Source organism: Achromobacter pestifer (assembly GCF_013267355.1).
Taxonomy (GTDB): domain Bacteria; phylum Pseudomonadota; class Gammaproteobacteria; order Burkholderiales; family Burkholderiaceae_B; genus Achromobacter; species Achromobacter pestifer_A.
The window spans coordinates 2,742,003-2,757,744 of the sequence record NZ_CP053985.1 but is presented as its reverse complement, the minus strand read 5'-3'; the positions used below and the strand labels follow the sequence as shown (position 1 = coordinate 2,757,744).

24 protein-coding genes are annotated in these 15,742 nt (G+C 62.3%); 3 read left to right on the top strand and 21 right to left on the bottom strand.

From position 1 onward, the window contains the following. The first annotated feature begins 136 nt into the window (after positions 1 to 136). Positions 137 to 985 (top strand): IclR family transcriptional regulator, encoded by an 849-nt coding sequence (locus tag FOC84_RS13405; RefSeq protein ID WP_173144819.1) that lies wholly within the window; start codon positions 137 to 139, stop codon positions 983 to 985. A gap of 106 nt (positions 986 to 1,091) precedes the next feature. On the opposite strand, the gene dsbD is transcribed toward FOC84_RS13405, so the two are convergent. Beyond that, positions 1,092 to 2,981: a protein-disulfide reductase DsbD gene (gene dsbD / locus FOC84_RS13400; RefSeq protein WP_173144818.1), complete on the bottom strand. Its 1,890-nt coding sequence runs from the start codon at positions 2,979 to 2,981 to the stop codon at positions 1,092 to 1,094. Beyond that, entirely contained in the window at positions 2,981 to 3,328 is a 348-nt protein-coding gene (gene cutA / locus FOC84_RS13395) for a divalent-cation tolerance protein CutA (RefSeq protein WP_054457254.1), read from the bottom strand. Before cutA ends, dsbD begins: the two co-directional genes overlap by 1 nt. Positions 3,329 to 3,450: 122 nt before the next feature. Here cutA and FOC84_RS13390 point away from each other — a divergent pair, with 122 nt between their 5' ends. Beyond that, the gene (locus FOC84_RS13390) at positions 3,451 to 3,888 is read left to right on the top strand and encodes an HIT family protein (protein ID WP_173144817.1); all 438 of its coding nucleotides are present in this window, start codon (positions 3,451 to 3,453) and stop codon (positions 3,886 to 3,888) included. Between the two features lie 71 nt (positions 3,889 to 3,959). Here FOC84_RS13390 and rplQ read toward each other — a convergent pair whose 3' ends face one another. The 19 genes from rplQ to FOC84_RS13295 form a co-directional block, all read right to left on the bottom strand. Continuing rightward, complete coding sequence (rplQ, locus tag FOC84_RS13385) at positions 3,960 to 4,352, bottom strand: 50S ribosomal protein L17 (RefSeq protein ID WP_088143468.1); 393 nt, start codon at positions 4,350 to 4,352, stop codon at positions 3,960 to 3,962. A gap of 184 nt (positions 4,353 to 4,536) precedes the next feature. After that, the gene (locus FOC84_RS13380) at positions 4,537 to 5,523 is read right to left on the bottom strand and encodes a DNA-directed RNA polymerase subunit alpha (RefSeq protein ID WP_006216514.1); all 987 of its coding nucleotides are present in this window, start codon (positions 5,521 to 5,523) and stop codon (positions 4,537 to 4,539) included. Positions 5,524 to 5,738: 215 nt separating this feature from the next. Continuing rightward, the gene (gene rpsD, locus FOC84_RS13375; RefSeq protein WP_088143469.1) at positions 5,739 to 6,362 is read right to left on the bottom strand and encodes a 30S ribosomal protein S4; all 624 of its coding nucleotides are present in this window, start codon (positions 6,360 to 6,362) and stop codon (positions 5,739 to 5,741) included. Between the two features lie 11 nt (positions 6,363 to 6,373). Next, positions 6,374 to 6,775 carry a 30S ribosomal protein S11 gene (gene rpsK, locus FOC84_RS13370; protein ID WP_006216516.1) on the bottom strand — a complete coding sequence of 134 codons (402 nt, stop codon included), beginning with the start codon at positions 6,773 to 6,775 and terminating at the stop codon, positions 6,374 to 6,376. A gap of 15 nt (positions 6,776 to 6,790) precedes the next feature. Then, positions 6,791 to 7,156: a 30S ribosomal protein S13 gene (gene rpsM, locus FOC84_RS13365; protein ID WP_006216517.1), complete on the bottom strand. Its 366-nt coding sequence runs from the start codon at positions 7,154 to 7,156 to the stop codon at positions 6,791 to 6,793. A 43-nt stretch (positions 7,157 to 7,199) separates the two neighbouring features. Then, positions 7,200 to 7,313, bottom strand: coding sequence for a 50S ribosomal protein L36 (gene rpmJ / locus FOC84_RS13360; protein ID WP_003806928.1), 114 nt, complete (start codon positions 7,311 to 7,313; stop codon positions 7,200 to 7,202). A 34-nt stretch (positions 7,314 to 7,347) separates the two neighbouring features. After that, positions 7,348 to 7,566: a translation initiation factor IF-1 gene (gene infA, locus FOC84_RS13355; protein WP_003806927.1), complete on the bottom strand. Its 219-nt coding sequence runs from the start codon at positions 7,564 to 7,566 to the stop codon at positions 7,348 to 7,350. A gap of 8 nt (positions 7,567 to 7,574) precedes the next feature. Beyond that, on the bottom strand, positions 7,575 to 8,900 hold the full coding sequence (secY, locus tag FOC84_RS13350) for a preprotein translocase subunit SecY (protein WP_013397001.1): 1,326 nt from the start codon (positions 8,898 to 8,900) through the stop codon (positions 7,575 to 7,577). 14 nt (positions 8,901 to 8,914) lie between these two features. Beyond that, positions 8,915 to 9,355, bottom strand: coding sequence for a 50S ribosomal protein L15 (rplO, locus tag FOC84_RS13345; RefSeq protein ID WP_013397002.1), 441 nt, complete (start codon positions 9,353 to 9,355; stop codon positions 8,915 to 8,917). A 9-nt stretch (positions 9,356 to 9,364) separates the two neighbouring features. Next, positions 9,365 to 9,550 (bottom strand): 50S ribosomal protein L30, encoded by a 186-nt coding sequence (rpmD, locus tag FOC84_RS13340; RefSeq protein WP_006216520.1) that lies wholly within the window; start codon positions 9,548 to 9,550, stop codon positions 9,365 to 9,367. Between the two features lie 3 nt (positions 9,551 to 9,553). After that, positions 9,554 to 10,075 (bottom strand): 30S ribosomal protein S5, encoded by a 522-nt coding sequence (gene rpsE / locus FOC84_RS13335; RefSeq protein WP_013397003.1) that lies wholly within the window; start codon positions 10,073 to 10,075, stop codon positions 9,554 to 9,556. 15 nt (positions 10,076 to 10,090) lie between these two features. Beyond that, positions 10,091 to 10,456, bottom strand: coding sequence for a 50S ribosomal protein L18 (gene rplR, locus FOC84_RS13330; protein WP_013397004.1), 366 nt, complete (start codon positions 10,454 to 10,456; stop codon positions 10,091 to 10,093). Between the two features lie 21 nt (positions 10,457 to 10,477). After that, a complete protein-coding gene (gene rplF / locus FOC84_RS13325; protein WP_013397005.1) occupies positions 10,478 to 11,011 on the bottom strand; it encodes a 50S ribosomal protein L6 in 534 nt (177 codons plus the stop codon). 12 nt (positions 11,012 to 11,023) lie between these two features. Further along, positions 11,024 to 11,419: a 30S ribosomal protein S8 gene (gene rpsH, locus FOC84_RS13320; RefSeq protein ID WP_006392029.1), complete on the bottom strand. Its 396-nt coding sequence runs from the start codon at positions 11,417 to 11,419 to the stop codon at positions 11,024 to 11,026. A 10-nt stretch (positions 11,420 to 11,429) separates the two neighbouring features. After that, positions 11,430 to 11,735: a 30S ribosomal protein S14 gene (gene rpsN / locus FOC84_RS13315; RefSeq protein ID WP_173144816.1), complete on the bottom strand. Its 306-nt coding sequence runs from the start codon at positions 11,733 to 11,735 to the stop codon at positions 11,430 to 11,432. Positions 11,736 to 11,747: 12 nt separating this feature from the next. Further along, positions 11,748 to 12,287 (bottom strand): 50S ribosomal protein L5, encoded by a 540-nt coding sequence (gene rplE, locus FOC84_RS13310; protein ID WP_173144815.1) that lies wholly within the window; start codon positions 12,285 to 12,287, stop codon positions 11,748 to 11,750. A 12-nt stretch (positions 12,288 to 12,299) separates the two neighbouring features. After that, positions 12,300 to 12,620 (bottom strand): 50S ribosomal protein L24, encoded by a 321-nt coding sequence (rplX, locus tag FOC84_RS13305; protein WP_173144814.1) that lies wholly within the window; start codon positions 12,618 to 12,620, stop codon positions 12,300 to 12,302. Between the two features lie 11 nt (positions 12,621 to 12,631). After that, positions 12,632 to 13,000 carry a 50S ribosomal protein L14 gene (gene rplN / locus FOC84_RS13300; protein ID WP_006216531.1) on the bottom strand — a complete coding sequence of 123 codons (369 nt, stop codon included), beginning with the start codon at positions 12,998 to 13,000 and terminating at the stop codon, positions 12,632 to 12,634. A 353-nt stretch (positions 13,001 to 13,353) separates the two neighbouring features. Beyond that, positions 13,354 to 14,106: an aspartyl/asparaginyl beta-hydroxylase domain-containing protein gene (locus tag FOC84_RS13295; protein ID WP_254241968.1), complete on the bottom strand. Its 753-nt coding sequence runs from the start codon at positions 14,104 to 14,106 to the stop codon at positions 13,354 to 13,356. Between the two features lie 192 nt (positions 14,107 to 14,298). Between FOC84_RS13295 and FOC84_RS13290 the strand changes: the two genes are divergently transcribed. Next, entirely contained in the window at positions 14,299 to 15,726 is a 1,428-nt protein-coding gene (locus FOC84_RS13290; protein ID WP_173144813.1) for an NAD-dependent succinate-semialdehyde dehydrogenase, read from the top strand. The last annotated feature ends 16 nt before the right edge of the window (positions 15,727 to 15,742 follow it).

The window sequence follows — 15,742 nt, the reverse complement described above, 5'->3', positions numbered from 1 at the left end:
GGGGCGACCTGCTCCCGATCGCGAAACCGGGGCGGCCTTCTTATTCATTCGACTGTAGATAAGGCATTTGATAATGTCAATATGGTTCACGATTAGCGAAAGTACTAACATAGGCAACCTCATTCGATTAAAGAAAATGGCCACCAGATCCAGCTCCGGCAAGCGCAATGCCGATCACACTCCCGCCGCGCCGCCGCGCAGGCGCGGCATCCAGTCCATCGAAGTCGGCGGCAAGATCCTGTTGGCGCTGCTGGAACATTCGTCCTCGCTGCCGCTGGGCGCGCTGGCCAAGGCGGCCGGCATGTCGGGCGCCAATGCCCACGCCTATCTCGTCAGCTATGGGAATCTGGGCCTGGTCAGGCAGGACCCGAACAGCGGCGAGTACGAGCTGGGGCCGCTCGCGCTGCAGTTGGGACTGGCGGCGCTGCACCGGCTCGATCCCATCAAGATCGCCATCCCGATGACGCGCGAGTTCGCCGAAAGAACCGGGCAGACCATCGCCATCGCGGTGCTGGGCAACCTGGGGCCGGTCATCGTGCACCTGCACGAATCCAACTACCCCATCCACGTCAACATGCGCACCGGCACGGTCATGTCGCTGACCAACACGGCGACGGGCAAGGTGTTCGCGGCGCTACTGCCGCCGAAGAAGATCGAAAGCCTGCTGCACGAAGACCATCTGCGCCTGGGCGCGGTGCCTTCCTTGGGCCAGACCGAGAAGTTCGAACGCACCCTGCGGGAAGTCCGTCAACGAGGCGTGGCCCGCGCCGTGGGCGATCCCATCCCCGGCATCAATGGCCTGAGCGCACCCGTGTTCGATTCGAACGGCAACGTCGTGCTGGCGATCACCGCAATTGGCGCGGTGGGCGTATTCGACGTGCGTTGGACCAGCCCGCTGATCGGCGACATCAAGCGTTGCGCCGACGCCATCTCGGCGGAGCTGGGCTGGCAGAACCGCGACGTGCGCGCAACGCGCCAGGACTAGTCCCGGCCAAGACAAAATGGCCACACGGCAAAAGGCCGCTGCATGGATGCGTCCGTGCAGCGGCCTTCGTGTATTGCGGGTCAGCCTTGCGGCAGGAGTCTGGCCTTCAACGCAGCAACACCTTGTCCAGCGATTCGGTGAAGCGCTTGGCGTCCTGGAAGCCCACCACGCGAGCGTCGGGCAGCTCCTTGCCGCCCGGTTCGAAGAACATGATGCCCGGCGGGCCGAACAGGCGGAAGCGCTTGAGCAACGCGCGGTCGTCGGCGTTGTTCGCGGTCACGTCGGCCTGCACCAGCAGCATGCCCGACATGCGCTGCGCGACACCCGGATCGGTAAAGGTGAAGCGCTCCATCTCGCGGCACGACACGCACCAGTCGGCGTAGAAATCCAGCATCACCGGCTGACGGCTTTGCGCCAGCAAGGCGTCCAGTTCGGCGTTGTTGCGCACGCGCTGGAAATGCACTTCGCCGCTGCTGGCCGCCACGCCGGCGGGCGCAGCGCCGCGCGCCGCCAAATGCGACAGCGGCTGCAACACGTCACGGCCGCCGCTGGCCGCGCCGATGAGCCAGGCCGCGGCCGCCAGCGCCAGCAACAGGCCCAGGCCCTTGCCGAACATGCGCGCCGCGCCCGCGCCTTGCGGCAGGGCATCGAAGGCCCGCAGCATCACGGCGGCAACCACGGCCAGGAAGGCCCAGCCCGTCATCTGCACCCAGGTCGGTACCACCGGTATCAGCATCCACCAGGCCGTAGCCAGCAACAGCATGCCGAACAAACGCTTCACGCCGTCCATCCAAGGCCCGGCCTTGGGCAGCAAGGCGCCCGAGGACGCACCCACGATCAACAGCGGCACGCCCATGCCCCACGCCATTGCGAACAGCGCCGATCCGCCCAACACCACGTCGCCGGTCTGCGAGATATACAGCAGCGCGCCCGCCAATGGCGCCGCCACGCAGGGGCCGACGATCAAGGCCGACAAGGCGCCCATCACCAGCGCGCCGGTGTAACGCCCGCCGGGGATGCGCGCCGAGCGTTGTGACAGCCAGCCCTGGATGCCCGCTGGCATCTGGAACGTAAAGGCGTCGAACATGGCCAGCGCCAGCACGGCCAGCAGGATGGCGAACAGGGTAAGGATCCACGGCGTCTGCAGCCAGGCGGCGAGCCCCGCGCCGCTCAGCCCCGCTGCCACGCCCAGCGCGGTGTAGACCACGGACATGCCCAGCACGTAGGTCGCCGCCAGCGCCAGGCCGCGGCCGCGCGACGGCTTGGCCTGCGCCGCGCCGCCCACCACGATGGACGACAGGATGGGAATCATGGGCAGCACGCAGGGCGTGAAGGCCAGCAGCAGGCCCAGCACCAGGAATACGCCCGCGGTCTTGACCCAGCCCAGTCCGCTCAGGGCGTCCGCCAAGCCGGTATCGCCGGCATTGACCAGCGCGCCGAGCCCGCCTGACGCACCAGACGCGGCTGCCGGGCTGCCACCCGGTCCGGCCACGGCATAGCCGCCAGCCACTGGGGTGAGCTTCACGCTGCTGTCCATGGGCGGGTAGCACAGCCCCGCATCCGCACAGCCTTGCGCGGTCAGTGTCAGGGTGAAGGGTTGTCCGCCCGCGGCCACCGGCACGCGTATCACCACGTCCTGGTGGAAGACTTCCATGTCCTTCTCGAAGGTCGGGTCGTACTTGACCTCGCCCTTGGGATAGACAGCTTCGCCCAGCGTGGCGGCGCCGATGGGACTGATGGTGATGCCGAAGCGCTCGCGGTACATGTAGTAGCCGGGCGCAACGCGATAGCGCAGTTCCAGCGTTTCAGGCGCCACCATCTCGGCGCTGAAAGCGAAGGCCTTCTCGGGCTCCAGGAACTCGGCCTCGGCGCGCGCAGCGGCTTGCCAGCCCAGCAACAGCAGCATCATGGCCAGCAAGGCCAACCACTGCCTGAAGAAGGCGCGCGACGCGCGGGACTCGCGCCGAAGCGCGCCGAAACCGGCTAGTTGCAACATCAGTCTCTCTTGTTCTGCGTGACGGCCGTCTGCTCACGCACCCAGTCCAGATAGGGCGCCGCGCCGCCGATGACGGGCAGCACGATGATCTCGGGCACATCGTAGGGATGCATCTGCGCCAGGGCCTGCACTACAGCCTGATGGCGCGCGTAGGTGGTCTTGATGTGGATGGGGATTTCCTCCGCCCCTTCGACTTCTCCTTTCCACATGTAGATGGACAGGCCCGGTGCGCCAAGGTTCACGCAGGCGGCCAAGCCGTCTTCGACCAGAACATGCGCAATCCGCTTGGCCAGCAGCAGGTCGGGCGCATTGCTGATGACCAGCACAACGTCGTCATCTCGCAACATGGAGGCTCCTCGGAATACCCGTATGGGATGTAACTCGGGGTATTTTATCGGTATTGCGGCCAGCGTCCGGATCCGCCGGGTCAGAACGCGCCGCCATGCAACCCGCTTTCACCGAGGCACGCATGTCCGATAACTGCCTGTTCTGCCGCATCGCCCGCCACGAAATCCCCGCGCACGTGGTCCACGAGGACGAACGCCTGCTGGCCTTTCTCGATATCCACCCGGTGCGCCCCGGGCACGTGCTCATCATCCCGAAGCAGCACTATCCCTATTACGAGGACATGCCGGCCGATCTGGCGGGCAGCATCCTCAACCTGGGCCAGAAGCTCGGGCGCCACATGAAGCGCCTGTACGACGTGGAGCGCGTGGGCTTCGCCTTCACGGGCATCCACGTGGCGCATGCGCACGCCCACGTCATCCCCATGCATCACCCGCAGGACGTCACGTCCACCCAGTACATCGAGCAGCAGGACCTGACTTTCAAGATGCCGCCTCAGCCCGCCGCCGAAGCGCTGGCCGCGACCGCCGCGCAATTGCGCAACGAACTGCACGCCTCATAACGCATCGCGGACGCGCAAAAAACAAGGGCGGGTCCGAAGACCCGCCCTTGTCGCTTATCGAGCTACCGAAATTATTCGGCGCTGCCCTCAGCGGCTTCATCGACTTCCGGACGGTCAACCAGTTCCATGAAAGCCATGGGAGCGTTGTCGCCTTGACGGAAGCCCATCTTCAGCACGCGGGTGTAGCCGCCGTTACGGGCCGCGTAGCGCGGGCCGATTTCGGCGAACAGCTTCACCACCGCGTCGCGATCGCGCAGACGGGCAAAAGCCAGACGCTTGTTCGCGAGCGTGGGCTCCTTGCCCAGCGTGATCAGGGGTTCGATGACGCGGCGCAATTCTTTCGCCTTCGGCAGCGTGGTCTTGATGGCTTCGTGGGTGATCAACGAAACGGCCATGTTGCGGAACATGGCAAGACGGTGACTGCTGGTGCGGTTGAGCTTACGCAAGCCATTACCGTGACGCATGATAAGTTTCCTTTGAATCTAAAGATGGCGTCAGCCATCGGGTTGCCGGCTCTTCTATCAACCTGCAATCAGGCCGCGGTCCGGTAGAAAACGGTGCATTTTACGACGATTTCGCAAACCGGCCGGCGCAAGGCCGGCTGCCTGCGGGAACCGCCCCTTTTCAGGAGCGGCACCCTTTCAAGACTTAGGGACGCTCCAGGCCCAGGGGGGGCCAGTTTTCGAGCTTCATGCCCAGCGTCAGGCCGCGTGCGGCCAGGACTTCCTTGATCTCGTTGAGCGACTTGCGACCCAGGTTCGGGGTCTTGAGCAGCTCGTTTTCGGTACGCTGGATCAGGTCGCCGATGTAGTAGATGTTTTCGGCCTTCAGGCAGTTGGCCGAACGCACGGTCAGCTCCAGGTCGTCGACCGGGCGCAGCAGCACCGGATCGATCTGCGGCGTGCCGCGGACCGGGGCTTCGTAGGAATCGCCAGCGCCTTCCAGGGCGGCGAAGACCGAGATCTGGTCCATCAGGATGCGAGCCGACTGGCGCACCGCTTCCTCGGGCGAGATCACGCCGTTGGTTTCGATGTCCAGGACCAGCTTGTCCAGATCGGTACGCTGTTCCACGCGGGCGCTTTCAACGGCGTAGCTCACGCGGCGAACCGGGCTGAACGAGGCGTCCAGAACGATGCGGCCGATGGTGTGGGTGCGGTCTTCCGACAGCGCGCGCACGTTGCCCGGCACGTAGCCGCGGCCCTTTTCGACCTTGATCTGCATTTCCAGCTTGCCTGCGTCCGTCAGGTTGCAGATGGCATGGCCGGGGTTGATGATCTCGACGTCGTGCGGCAGCTCGATGTCGCTGGCCAGCACGGTGCCCGCGCCGGTCTTGCGCAGAACCAGGGTCACTTCGTCGCGATTGTGCAGCTTGAAGACCACGCCCTTCAGGTTCAGCAGGATGTCGACGACATCTTCGCGAACGCCCGGGATGGTCGAGTATTCGTGCACCACGCCCGTCATCTGGACTTCGGTCGGCGCGTAGCCGGTCATCGAAGACAGCAGGATGCGGCGCAGGGCGTTGCCCAGCGTGTGACCGTAGCCACGCTCGAACGGCTCCATCACGATCTTGGCATGGTGCGTGCCGACCGGTTCGACTTCAATGGAGCGCGGCTTCAGGAAACCTTGAGTGGACATTTACTGTGTTCCTTTTCAATACCCTCGGCTCGTTACACCGATAAGGCTGATGGACAGGGTGAAACTTGAAACGCGGACGGCGCGAAAAACACCGGCCGATACTTACCGCAAAGCCCGCTCCGCCAAAAAGCGGAAAGCGGGCTGCTGCGGGGCGTGCAAACGGGTCGCGAGACCAGCTCGCCGGCGCACTGCGAAGGTAGCGCCGGCAGGCCTGATTAACGCGAGTACAGTTCGACGACCATCGATTCGTTGATGTCGCGAGCGACGTCAGCGCGATCGGGGGCCGACTTGAACGTACCGGTCAACTTGGTCGTGTCGACTTCCACCCACTGGGGGATGCCGATGCTGGTAGCCAGGTCGAGCGATTCCTTGATGCGGCCTTGCTTCTTGGCCTTTTCGCGGACCGACACGACGTCGCCAGCCTTGACCAGCATCGAAGCGATGTCAGCCGTGTGGCCGTTCAGTTCGATGGCGCGGTGGCTCACCAGCTGGCGAGCTTCGGCGCGCGTCGAGCCGAAGCCCATGCGGTAGACGACGTTGTCCAGGCGCGATTCCAGCAGCTGGATCAGCGTTTCGCCGGTGTTGCCACGGCGGCGCTCGGCTTCAGCGAAGTACTTGCGGAATTGCTTTTCCAGCACGCCGTACATGCGCTTGAGCTTTTGCTTTTCGCGCAGCTGCAGGCCGTAGTCGGAAGTGCGGGCACCCGAAGTGCGGCCGTGTTGGCCAGGCTTGGAATCCAGCTTGCACTTGGAATCCAGCGAGCGGCGGGCGCTCTTCAGGAACAGGTCAGTACCCTCGCGGCGCGAGAGCTTGCATTTGGGTCCAATATAACGTGCCATGTGGATTCCCTTTAGATACGACGACGCTTCGGCGGACGGCAGCCGTTGTGCGGAACGGGCGTGATGTCGGCGATGGACGAAATCTTGATGCCCAGCGCGTTCAGAGCGCGGACCGACGATTCGCGACCAGGACCGGGGCCCTTGATACGCACTTCCAGCGTCTTGATGCCGTACTCCAGCGCGACGCGGCCAGCCGTTTCAGCAGCGACCTGCGCGGCGAACGGGGTCGACTTGCGCGAGCCCTTGAAACCAGCACCGCCCGACGTGGCCCACGACAGCGCGTTGCCCTGACGATCGGTGATGGTGATGATGGTGTTGTTGAACGAAGCGTGAACGTGCGCGATGCCGTCCGAGACGTTCTTCTTGACCTTTTTGCGCACGCGCGAAGCGCCGCTGGTGGAAGCTTTCGCCATAATCCAGTTCCTCGATTATTTCTTCAGGGACGCAGCAGCACGACGCGGGCCCTTGCGGGTCCGGGCGTTGGTGCGAGTGCGCTGGCCGCGCACGGGCAAACCGCGCTTGTGACGCATACCGCGGTAGGTTCCCAGGTCGATCAAACGCTTGATCGAGAGCTGTACTTCACGACGCAGGTCGCCTTCAACCGTGAACAGACCAACATGTTCGCGGACGCGTTCCAATTCAGCGTCGTTCAGATCCTTGACCTTCTTGTCAAAGGGTACGTTTGCCGCTTCGCAAATCTTGCGAGCGCGCGTACGACCAATGCCAAAAATGGCGGTCAGTCCGATCTCGGCGTGCTGTTGCGGCGGGATGTTAATGCCAGCAATACGGGCCATGACTATTCCTTGAATAAATCTGTTGCGTAGTCGCTAACCCGAGTTAGCCTTGACGCTGCTTATGACGCGGGTCGGTGCAGATAACGCGCACCACGCCGTGACGTTTGATAACTTTGCAGTTGCGGCAGATCCGCTTAACCGATGCCATTACTTTCATGGTTGACTCCTAATTTTCCGTAATCCGGTTCCGCTCATTTGGAGCGGAAAACTATCCTGGCTCGCGTCAGATCATAGGGCGTGAGCTCCACTGTGACCTTGTCACCCGGCAGGATCCGGATGTAATGCATACGCATCTTGCCGGAAATATGGCCCAACACCACGTGGCCGTTTTCGAGCTTGACGCGAAATGTCGCGTTCGGGAGGTTCTCAAGAACCTCGCCTTGCATCTGAATGACGTCGTCCTTGGACATTCTTTTGCTTACCGCATCGGCAAACCCGCGCCCTTGAAGTTAGCCTTCTTGAGCAACGAGTCGTACTGGTGAGACATCATGTAGGCCTGAACCTGTGCCATGAAATCCATCGTCACCACCACAATAATCAACAGGGACGTACCACCGAAGTAGAAGGGAACGTTCCAGCGCATCACCAAGAATTCCGGCAACAGGCACACCAACGTGATGTAGATGGCACCTGCGAGCGTCAGACGCATCAGGATCTTGTCGATGTAGCGCGCTGTTTGTTCGCCCGGACGGATGCCCGGAACAAACGCACCACTCTTCTTCAGGTTGTCCGCCGTTTCGCGGCTGTTGAACACCAGAGCCGTGTAGAAAAAGCAGAAGAAAATAATCGCGACCGAGTACAGCGTGATGTAGAGCGGTTGACGAGGCGACAGGGCCGCAGCCAGGTCGCTAAGCCAGCGCATGTTCTCACTGCTGGAGAACCAGCTCGTGATCGTGGCCGGGAACAGAATGATCGACGACGCGAAGATCGGCGGAATCACCCCTGCCATGTTCAGCTTCAGCGGCAAATGCGAGCTTTGACCACCGTAGACCTTGTTGCCGACCTGACGCTTGGCGTAGTTCACCGTGATCTTGCGCTGTCCGCGTTCCACGAACACCACAAAAGCGGTAACCAGCACCACCAGAGCCACGATGAACAGTGCCGAAAGCACGGACATCGAGTTGGTGCGGACCAGGTCCAACAGTGCAGCCAGCGCCGCGGGCAGACCCGCAACGATACCTGCGAAGATCAGGATGGAAATCCCGTTGCCCAGACCACGTTCCGTGATTTGCTCACCCAGCCACATGACGAACATGGTGCCGGTGACCAAGGTCACGACGGTCGTGAAGCGAAACAGCATGCCCGGATCGATCACCAGTCCCTGCTGGGACTCCAACGCTACCGAAATGCCCACAGCCTGCACCAGCGCCAGCACGACCGTGCCGTAGCGGGTGTATTGGGTGATCTTCCGACGGCCGGCTTCGCCCTCTTTCTTGAGCGATTCCAGCGACGGCACCACCACAGACATCAGCTGCATGATGATGGATGCCGAAATGTACGGCATGATCCCCAGGGCAAAAATCGAGAAGCGCGAGAGCGCCCCGCCCGAGAACATGTTGAACAGGCCCAGGATCCCGCCCTGGTTCTGACGGAACAAGTCCGCCAGCGCATCCGGGTTGATGCCCGGTACGGGGATGTGTGTACCCAAACGGTAAACCACCAGGGCGAGCACCAGGAACACGAGGCGGCGCTTCAAATCGCCGTACCGTGCTCCGGTTTTACCCAATGCCTGCGCGTTAGCCACTCGTCACCTCGTGATCAAGCAAGCGAGCCGCCCGCGCCTTCGATGGCGGCGCGAGCGCCAGCCGTCGCGGTAATGCCCTTGAGCACGACCTTGCGCGAGAGTTCACCCGACTTGATGACCTTGGCGTAACGAACCGCCTGGCCAATCACGCCAGCCGCCTTCAGCACTTGCACGTCGACTTCGTCGATGGGCAGGGCTTGCAGGTCCGACAGACGGACTTCGGCGTACAGGTGCTGGCCGAGCGGGGTGAAACCACGCTTGGGCAGGCGACGCTGCAGCGGCATTTGACCGCCTTCGAAGCCAACCTTATGGAAACCGCCCGAGCGCGACTTCTGACCCTTGTGACCACGGCCGGCGGTCTTACCCAGACCCGAACCGATGCCACGGCCGACGCGGCGCTTGGCGTGCTTGCTGCCCTCAGCGGGCTTCAGCGAATTAAGTTGCATATCCGACATGGTGATTCCTTAGGCTTCCGAGACGGAAACGAGATAATCCACCTTACGGATCATCCCACGCACCTCGGGCGTATCGACCAGCACGCGGCTGCTGTTGATGCGGCCCAAGCCCAAACCGCGAACCGTATCACGGTGCGATTGCTTGGTACCGATCACCGAGCGCACGAGGGTCACTTTGATCTGCTTCTGAGCCATGATTTACCCCAGGATTTCTTCGACTGACTTGCCGCGCTTGGCAGCAACATCAGCCGGGGTCATGGAGGCGCGCAAGCCGTTCAACGTGGCGCGAACCATGTTGTAGGGATTGCTCGAGCCCAGGCTCTTGGCAACCACGTTACGCACACCCATCACATCAAAAATAGCGCGCATCGGGCCGCCGGCGATAACGCCGGTACCTTCAGCAGCGGGCGAGATCAGCACGGTAGCGGCGCCATGCTTGCCAACCACGGTGTGGTGCAGCGTGCCGTTCTTCAGAGCGACCTTGAACATGCCGCGGCGGGCCTGTTCCATAGCCTTCTGAACGGACACCGGCACTTCACGCGCCTTGCCCTTACCCATACCGATGCGGCCATCGCCATCGCCAACCACGGTCAGCGCGGCAAAGCTCATGGTGCGACCACCCTTGACCACTTTGCTCACGCGGTTGACCGCGATCATCTTTTCGCGGAGGCCGTCATCGTTCTCTTTTTCCGCGGCGTTCTTGCCTTGTACTTTAGCCATTTGACAGATCCTCGCTTAGAACTTCAGGCCGGCTTCACGCGCGGCATCGGCCAGCGCTTTCACGCGGCCATGGTAACGAAAGCCCGAGCGATCGAAAGCGACCAGTTCGATACCGGCAGCCTTGGCCTTTTCGGCCACGCGCTTGCCAACCAGCGACGCAGCGGCTTTGTTGCCGCCCTGACCGGTTTGGCCGGCCAGTTGCGCGCGCACTTCGGCTTCGACCGTCGAGGCGCTGACCAGAACGCGATCGCCTTCCGGCGAAATGATGTTGGCGTAGATGTGCTGGTTCGAGCGGAAAATCGAGAGGCGATGAACGCGCAGCTCGTTGATCTTCCGGCGGGTCGGAACCGCACGACGCAAACGGGAAACTTTTTTGTCCATGATTCGTCCTTGCGTGCGCCGTTATTTCTTCTTGGTTTCTTTGATGACGACGCGTTCGTCCGAGTAACGCACGCCCTTGCCCTTGTAGGGTTCGGGTTCGCGGTACGCGCGGATTTCAGCGGCCATCTGACCGACGACTTGCTTGTTGGCGCCCTTGATGACGATTTCCGTCTGGGTCGGGCACTCGGCCTTGATGCCGGCCGGCAACTGGTGCAAAACGTCGTGCGAGAAACCGAGCTGCAGCTTAACGGCATCGCCTTGGATCGAGGCGCGGTAACCCACGCCAACCAGGGTCAGCTTGCGCTCGAAGCCCTTGCTCACGCCGGTAACCATATTGGCCACCAGAGCGCGCACGGTACCCGACATGGCGTTGGCGTGACGGCTTTCGTTGGCGGCGACAAACGTGAGTTTGCCGTTGTCCAACGCAACCGTGACGTCGCCGGTCAGGGCTTGGGTCAAGGAACCCAGCGGGCCCTTGACGGTGATCTGATCCTGCTTGATGTCAGCTTCGACACCCTTGGGCAGTTCGACCGGATACTTAGCGATACGTGACATTCGAATTTCTCCTTAGGCCACGTAGCACAGCACTTCGCCGCCGACGCCATTGGCGCGAGCCTTACGGTCGGTCATGACGCCGCGCGAGGTCGAAACGATAGCCACACCCAGGCCGTTCATGACCTGAGGAATGCTGGTACGGCCCTTGTAGATACGCAGACCGGGGCGCGAGACGCGTTCGATGCGCTCGATGACCGGACGGCCAGCGTAGTACTTCAGGGTGATCTCGAGCTCAGGCTTGGCCTGGGTGCCCTTGATTTCAAAGCTGTCGATGTAGCCTTCGTCCTTCAGCACAGCGGCAATGGCCGCCTTCAGCTTCGAGGAGGGCATGTTCACCGTAACTTTGTCCACTTGCTGCGCATTGCGAATGCGGGTCAGCATATCGGCGATGGGATCGCTCATGCTCATATTGTTTCTCCTACCAGCTGGCCTTGGTGATGCCGGGGATTTCACCCTTCATCGCCATTTCACGCAGTTTGTGGCGCGTCAGGCCGAACTTGCGGAACACACCGCGCGGACGACCGGTGACCACGCAACGGTTACGTTGACGCGTCGGGTTGGCATTGCGCGGCAGCTGTTGCAGCTTGAGCCGAGCTTGGTAACGATCTTCGTCGGTCTTCGACTGGTCGTCGATGATCGCCTTCAACTCAGCGCGCTTGGCAGCGAACTTGTCAGCCAGCTTGGCGCGCTTGATGTCGCGATTGATGAGGGAAAGTTTAGCCACGTCATCAGCCCCTTAGTTACGGAACGGGAAGCTGAAGGCCGTCAACAGCGCCTTGGCTTCTTCGTCGGTCTTCGCGGAGGTGGTGATGCTGATGTTCAGCCCACGCAGCGCGTCGATCTTGTCGTACTCGATTTCGGGGAAAATGATCTGCTCTTTCACCCCGATGTTGTAGTTGCCACGGCCGTCGAACGCACGACCCGAGATACCGCGGAAGTCGCGCACGCGAGGCAGCGCAACCGCCACCAGGCGATCCAGGAATTCGTACATGCGTTGACCGCGCAGCGTGACCATGCAACCGATCGGGTAGTTTTCGCGGATCTTGAACCCGGCGATAGCCTTCTTGGTCTTGGTCACGACGGGCTTCTGGCCGGCGATCTTGGTCAGGTCGCCAACAGCGTGCTCGATGACTTTCTTGTCCGACACCGCTTCCGACACACCCATGTTCAGGGTGATCTTGGTGATGCGCGGCACTTCCATCGTGCTCTTGTAGCCAAACTGGGCTTGCAGGTCGGCAGCGACCTTGCTCTTGTAGAGATCTTGCAAACGAGACATGTCTATCGCCCCTTACGCCTTGGCGCCGACAACGGCACCATTGGAACGGAACACGCGAACCTTGCGGCCTTCGACCTCTTGCACGCCCACGCGGTCGCCACGGCCGGTGGCCGGGTTGAACAGCGCGACGTTCGAGACGTGAATCGGCATGGTCTTTTCGACAATCCCGCCCGGGTTGTTAGCCATCGGGTTGGCTTTCACGTGCTTCTTGACGACGTTGACGCCTTCGACCAGAACGTGGTCGGCATCGACGCGCGCCAGCACGGTACCGCGACGCTTCTTGTCGCGGCCGGTCAGGACGATGACTTCGTCGCCTTTACGAATATTGTTCATCGTAGGGCTCCTTACAGCACTTCCGGGGCCAACGACACGATCTTCATGAACTTCTCGGTACGCAGTTCACGCGTAACGGGTCCGAAGATGCGGGTGCCGATGGGCTCCAGCTTGGCGTTGAGCAACACGGCGGCATTGCCACCGAAACGAATCAGCGAACCGTCTTTACGGCGCACGCCCTTGGCGGTACGAACCACCACGGCATTGTAAATTTCGCCTTTCTTGACGCGTCCGCGCGGAGCCGCATCTTTGACGCTCACCTTGATGATGTCGCCGATACCGGCATAACGGCGCTTGGAGCCACCGAGCACCTTAATGCACATGACATGACGCGCACCAGTGTTATCGGCCACATCCAGCGTGGTCTGCATTTGGATCATGATTTTTCCTGTTCCAACTTAACTGGAAATACGGTTTTCCCAACAAGGGAACACTGCAATTCCTGCCAGTTTTGGTCCCGTCAGGTCTGCCGCCCTGCTTTAGTGTTGGCATGTCTCGAGCTTTCGCCCTACTCATGCAACTGGTTGGCAACGCAACGACCCTGGGTTGAAATCCTGCGGGTATTCCCCCAACACGTCGGGCTAACCTGCATAGGCGCGGGCCAACTCGATCGACAATCTGGGAAAGCTGATAATTCTAACGTGGTTAATATTTGAGCGCAAGCACTTTGTGTGGATAACCCACAAAAGCGACGCTTTCCCCCGCGAAGGGGACACCGAAGCTATCCGCCCCCCTATTTCTGGCGGTAGTAGCCCTTCTCCCAGGCGTCATGATTGGCCTTCCCGCGACGGATCTCGTCCGTGAACGGGGCGGCCATGAGCACCAGGCGGTTCAGCCATTTTACAGGAGCGCGGCAGGGACGCTCGAAGTCCACGAAAAGCACGGCACGCAGCCCCGAGGTGTCGTTATGGACCTGGTGCGGATATAGGTCGTCGAACACCACCGCCCGGCCTTCGCGCCAGCTGTAGCGCTCGCCCCCGACCTCGATCCAGCATTGGGCGGCGGGCTCCGGCACCACCAGCCCCAGATGCAGGCGCAGGACGCCGTTGTACGGGCCTGTGTGCAGGGGGATGCGCTTGCCAGCCTCCAGGATGGAGAAAAACGCCGTGCGGATGCCCGGGATCCCCTGCAGCGCCTGGGCGGTCTGGGGGCAACGCGCCAGGTTGCGTTCGGAGCGCAGGCCGTAACCCATGAACACGAAAGTCTTCCATTGGTCGTCCGAGGTGATCTGGCCGACGTCAGGGGAAATTTCATGGAAGGCAGGCAGATGCTGGCGCTCGGAGAGCAGATCGGCCAACTCGGCGCGGATGGCGGGCGCTTGGGCCTCGAGCGCGGCGACCCAGGGAAACTGGCCGTTGTCGAAAATGGGACGGTCACCGACCAGCGAGGCCTGGGCGATGCGGTTGCGCAACCAATCTATGAAGCGGAAAAAGACGCGCGAGTAGAAACTGGGCTTGCTGGGCGGACGCGCATCGACAGGTTGCACAATAAGTAGCCGGATAGACAGCCAAAGATGCACCATTTTGTCCATGCCGGCGCAGGCACGCAAGACTTGCGCCGGCATATTGGCTCCAATGCGCCGCCGGGCATTGGCCCTCCCCGCCGCGGACAAGCTGGTTTAGACTGGCGTGGGCGACAGTGATCGCTATCCACTCCTATTTCGCAAGGGAAGACAGGCATGTATGAACAGTTGGCGCTGTATATCGACGGCGAATTCGTCGCCGGAGAGGGCAGGCGCACCCAGGACGTCATCAACCCGGCCACGCTGGAAGTTCTCGGCCAGCTGCCCCACGCCACCGAAGCGGATCTGGATCGCGCGCTAGCCGCCGCCCAGCGCGCCTTCGAGTCGTGGAAGAAATCCTCTCCCATGGACCGCTCGGCCATCCTGCGCAAGGTCGCGACGCTGTCGCGTGAACGCGCCCAGGAAATCGGCCGCAACATGACGCTGGACCAGGGCAAGCCGCTGGCCGAAGCCGTGGGCGAAGTCACCTCCTGCGCCGAGCACGCCGACTGGCACGCCGAGGAATGCCGCCGCATCTACGGCCGCGTGGTCCCGTCGCGCAATCCTGATGTGCGCCAATTCGTGGTGCGCGAGCCCATCGGCGTCTGCGCCGCGTTCACGCCCTGGAACTTCCCGTACAACCAGGCCATCCGCAAGATCGCCGCCGCCCTCGGCGCCGGCTGCACGGTGGTGCTGAAGGGGCCCGAGGATTCGCCCAGCGCGGTGATGGCAATCGCCCGCATGTTCCACGACGCCGGCCTGCCCAAGGGTTGCCTGAACATCGTCTGGGGCGAGCCCGCCAAGATCTCGGACTACCTGATCCGTTCGCCCATCGTGCGCAAGGTGTCGTTCACCGGCTCCGTGCCGGTGGGCAAGCAGTTGGCCGCGCTGGCCGGCGCCCACATGAAGCGCGTCACCATGGAACTGGGCGGCCACTCGCCCGTGCTGGTGTTCGACGACGCCGACATTGACCGCGCCGCCACCATGCTGGCCAAGTTCAAGGTGCGCAACGCGGGCCAGGTCTGCGTATCGCCCACCCGCTTCTACGTCCAGAACGGCGCCTATGAGCAGTTCCTCGCGCGCTTCTCGGAAGTGCTGAAGAACATCAAGGTCGGCGACGGCCTGGAAGCCGGCACCGACATGGGCCCGCTGGCGCACGAACGCCGCGTCCCCGCCATGAGCGCCTTCATCGACGACGCCAAGAAGCATGGCGGCAAGGTCGTGGTCGGCGGCGGCCCGCTGGACCGCAAGGGCTTCTTCTTCGCCCCCACGGTCGTGACCGATGTGCCCGACAACTCCATGCTGATGACCGAAGAGCCCTTCGGCCCGGTTGCGCCGGTGGTCCGCTTCACGGATACCGATGAAGTGCTGCGCCGCGCCAACAGCCTGCCCTTCGGCCTGTCGTCCTACGTGTTCACGAACTCGCTGCAGACGGCCACCAAGGTCTCCAACGGCCTGGAAGCCGGCATGGTCAACATCAACCATTTCGGCAGCGCCCTGGCCGAGACGCCCTTCGGCGGCATCAAGGACAGCGGCATCGGCAGCGAAGGCGGCCTGGAAACGTTCGACGGCTACCTGGTCACGAAGTTCATCACGCACATCTGACCTGGCATTGAAACTA

What these genes read in the sequence shown, in the direction of transcription:
- infA (WP_003806927.1), bottom strand. Translation starts at nt 7,566, where the DNA reads ATGTCCAAGGACGACGTCATTCAGATGCAAGGCGAGGTTCTTGAGAAC.
- rplO (WP_013397002.1), bottom strand. Translation starts at nt 9,355, where the DNA reads ATGTCGGATATGCAACTTAATTCGCTGAAGCCCGCTGAGGGCAGCAAG.
- FOC84_RS13380 (WP_006216514.1), bottom strand. Translation starts at nt 5,523, where the DNA reads ATGTCCACTCAAGGTTTCCTGAAGCCGCGCTCCATTGAAGTCGAACCG.
- rpmD (WP_006216520.1), bottom strand. Translation starts at nt 9,550, where the DNA reads ATGGCTCAGAAGCAGATCAAAGTGACCCTCGTGCGCTCGGTGATCGGT.
- rpmJ (WP_003806928.1), bottom strand. Translation starts at nt 7,313, where the DNA reads ATGAAAGTAATGGCATCGGTTAAGCGGATCTGCCGCAACTGCAAAGTT.
- FOC84_RS13290 (WP_173144813.1), top strand. Translation starts at nt 14,299, where the DNA reads ATGTATGAACAGTTGGCGCTGTATATCGACGGCGAATTCGTCGCCGGA.
- rplR (WP_013397004.1), bottom strand. Translation starts at nt 10,456, where the DNA reads ATGGACAAAAAAGTTTCCCGTTTGCGTCGTGCGGTTCCGACCCGCCGG.
- rplN (WP_006216531.1), bottom strand. Translation starts at nt 13,000, where the DNA reads ATGATCCAAATGCAGACCACGCTGGATGTGGCCGATAACACTGGTGCG.
- rpsH (WP_006392029.1), bottom strand. Translation starts at nt 11,419, where the DNA reads ATGAGCATGAGCGATCCCATCGCCGATATGCTGACCCGCATTCGCAAT.
- rpsE (WP_013397003.1), bottom strand. Translation starts at nt 10,075, where the DNA reads ATGGCTAAAGTACAAGGCAAGAACGCCGCGGAAAAAGAGAACGATGAC.
- cutA (WP_054457254.1), bottom strand. Translation starts at nt 3,328, where the DNA reads ATGTTGCGAGATGACGACGTTGTGCTGGTCATCAGCAATGCGCCCGAC.
- rplE (WP_173144815.1), bottom strand. Translation starts at nt 12,287, where the DNA reads ATGTCTCGTTTGCAAGATCTCTACAAGAGCAAGGTCGCTGCCGACCTG.
- FOC84_RS13405 (WP_173144819.1), top strand. Translation starts at nt 137, where the DNA reads ATGGCCACCAGATCCAGCTCCGGCAAGCGCAATGCCGATCACACTCCC.
- rplF (WP_013397005.1), bottom strand. Translation starts at nt 11,011, where the DNA reads ATGTCACGTATCGCTAAGTATCCGGTCGAACTGCCCAAGGGTGTCGAA.
- rpsK (WP_006216516.1), bottom strand. Translation starts at nt 6,775, where the DNA reads ATGGCGAAAGCTTCCACCAGCGGCGCTTCGCGCGTGCGCAAAAAGGTC.
- dsbD (WP_173144818.1), bottom strand. Translation starts at nt 2,981, where the DNA reads ATGTTGCAACTAGCCGGTTTCGGCGCGCTTCGGCGCGAGTCCCGCGCG.
- FOC84_RS13390 (WP_173144817.1), top strand. Translation starts at nt 3,451, where the DNA reads ATGTCCGATAACTGCCTGTTCTGCCGCATCGCCCGCCACGAAATCCCC.
- rpsD (WP_088143469.1), bottom strand. Translation starts at nt 6,362, where the DNA reads ATGGCACGTTATATTGGACCCAAATGCAAGCTCTCGCGCCGCGAGGGT.
- rpsM (WP_006216517.1), bottom strand. Translation starts at nt 7,156, where the DNA reads ATGGCCCGTATTGCTGGCATTAACATCCCGCCGCAACAGCACGCCGAG.
- rplX (WP_173144814.1), bottom strand. Translation starts at nt 12,620, where the DNA reads ATGAACAATATTCGTAAAGGCGACGAAGTCATCGTCCTGACCGGCCGC.
- rplQ (WP_088143468.1), bottom strand. Translation starts at nt 4,352, where the DNA reads ATGCGTCACGGTAATGGCTTGCGTAAGCTCAACCGCACCAGCAGTCAC.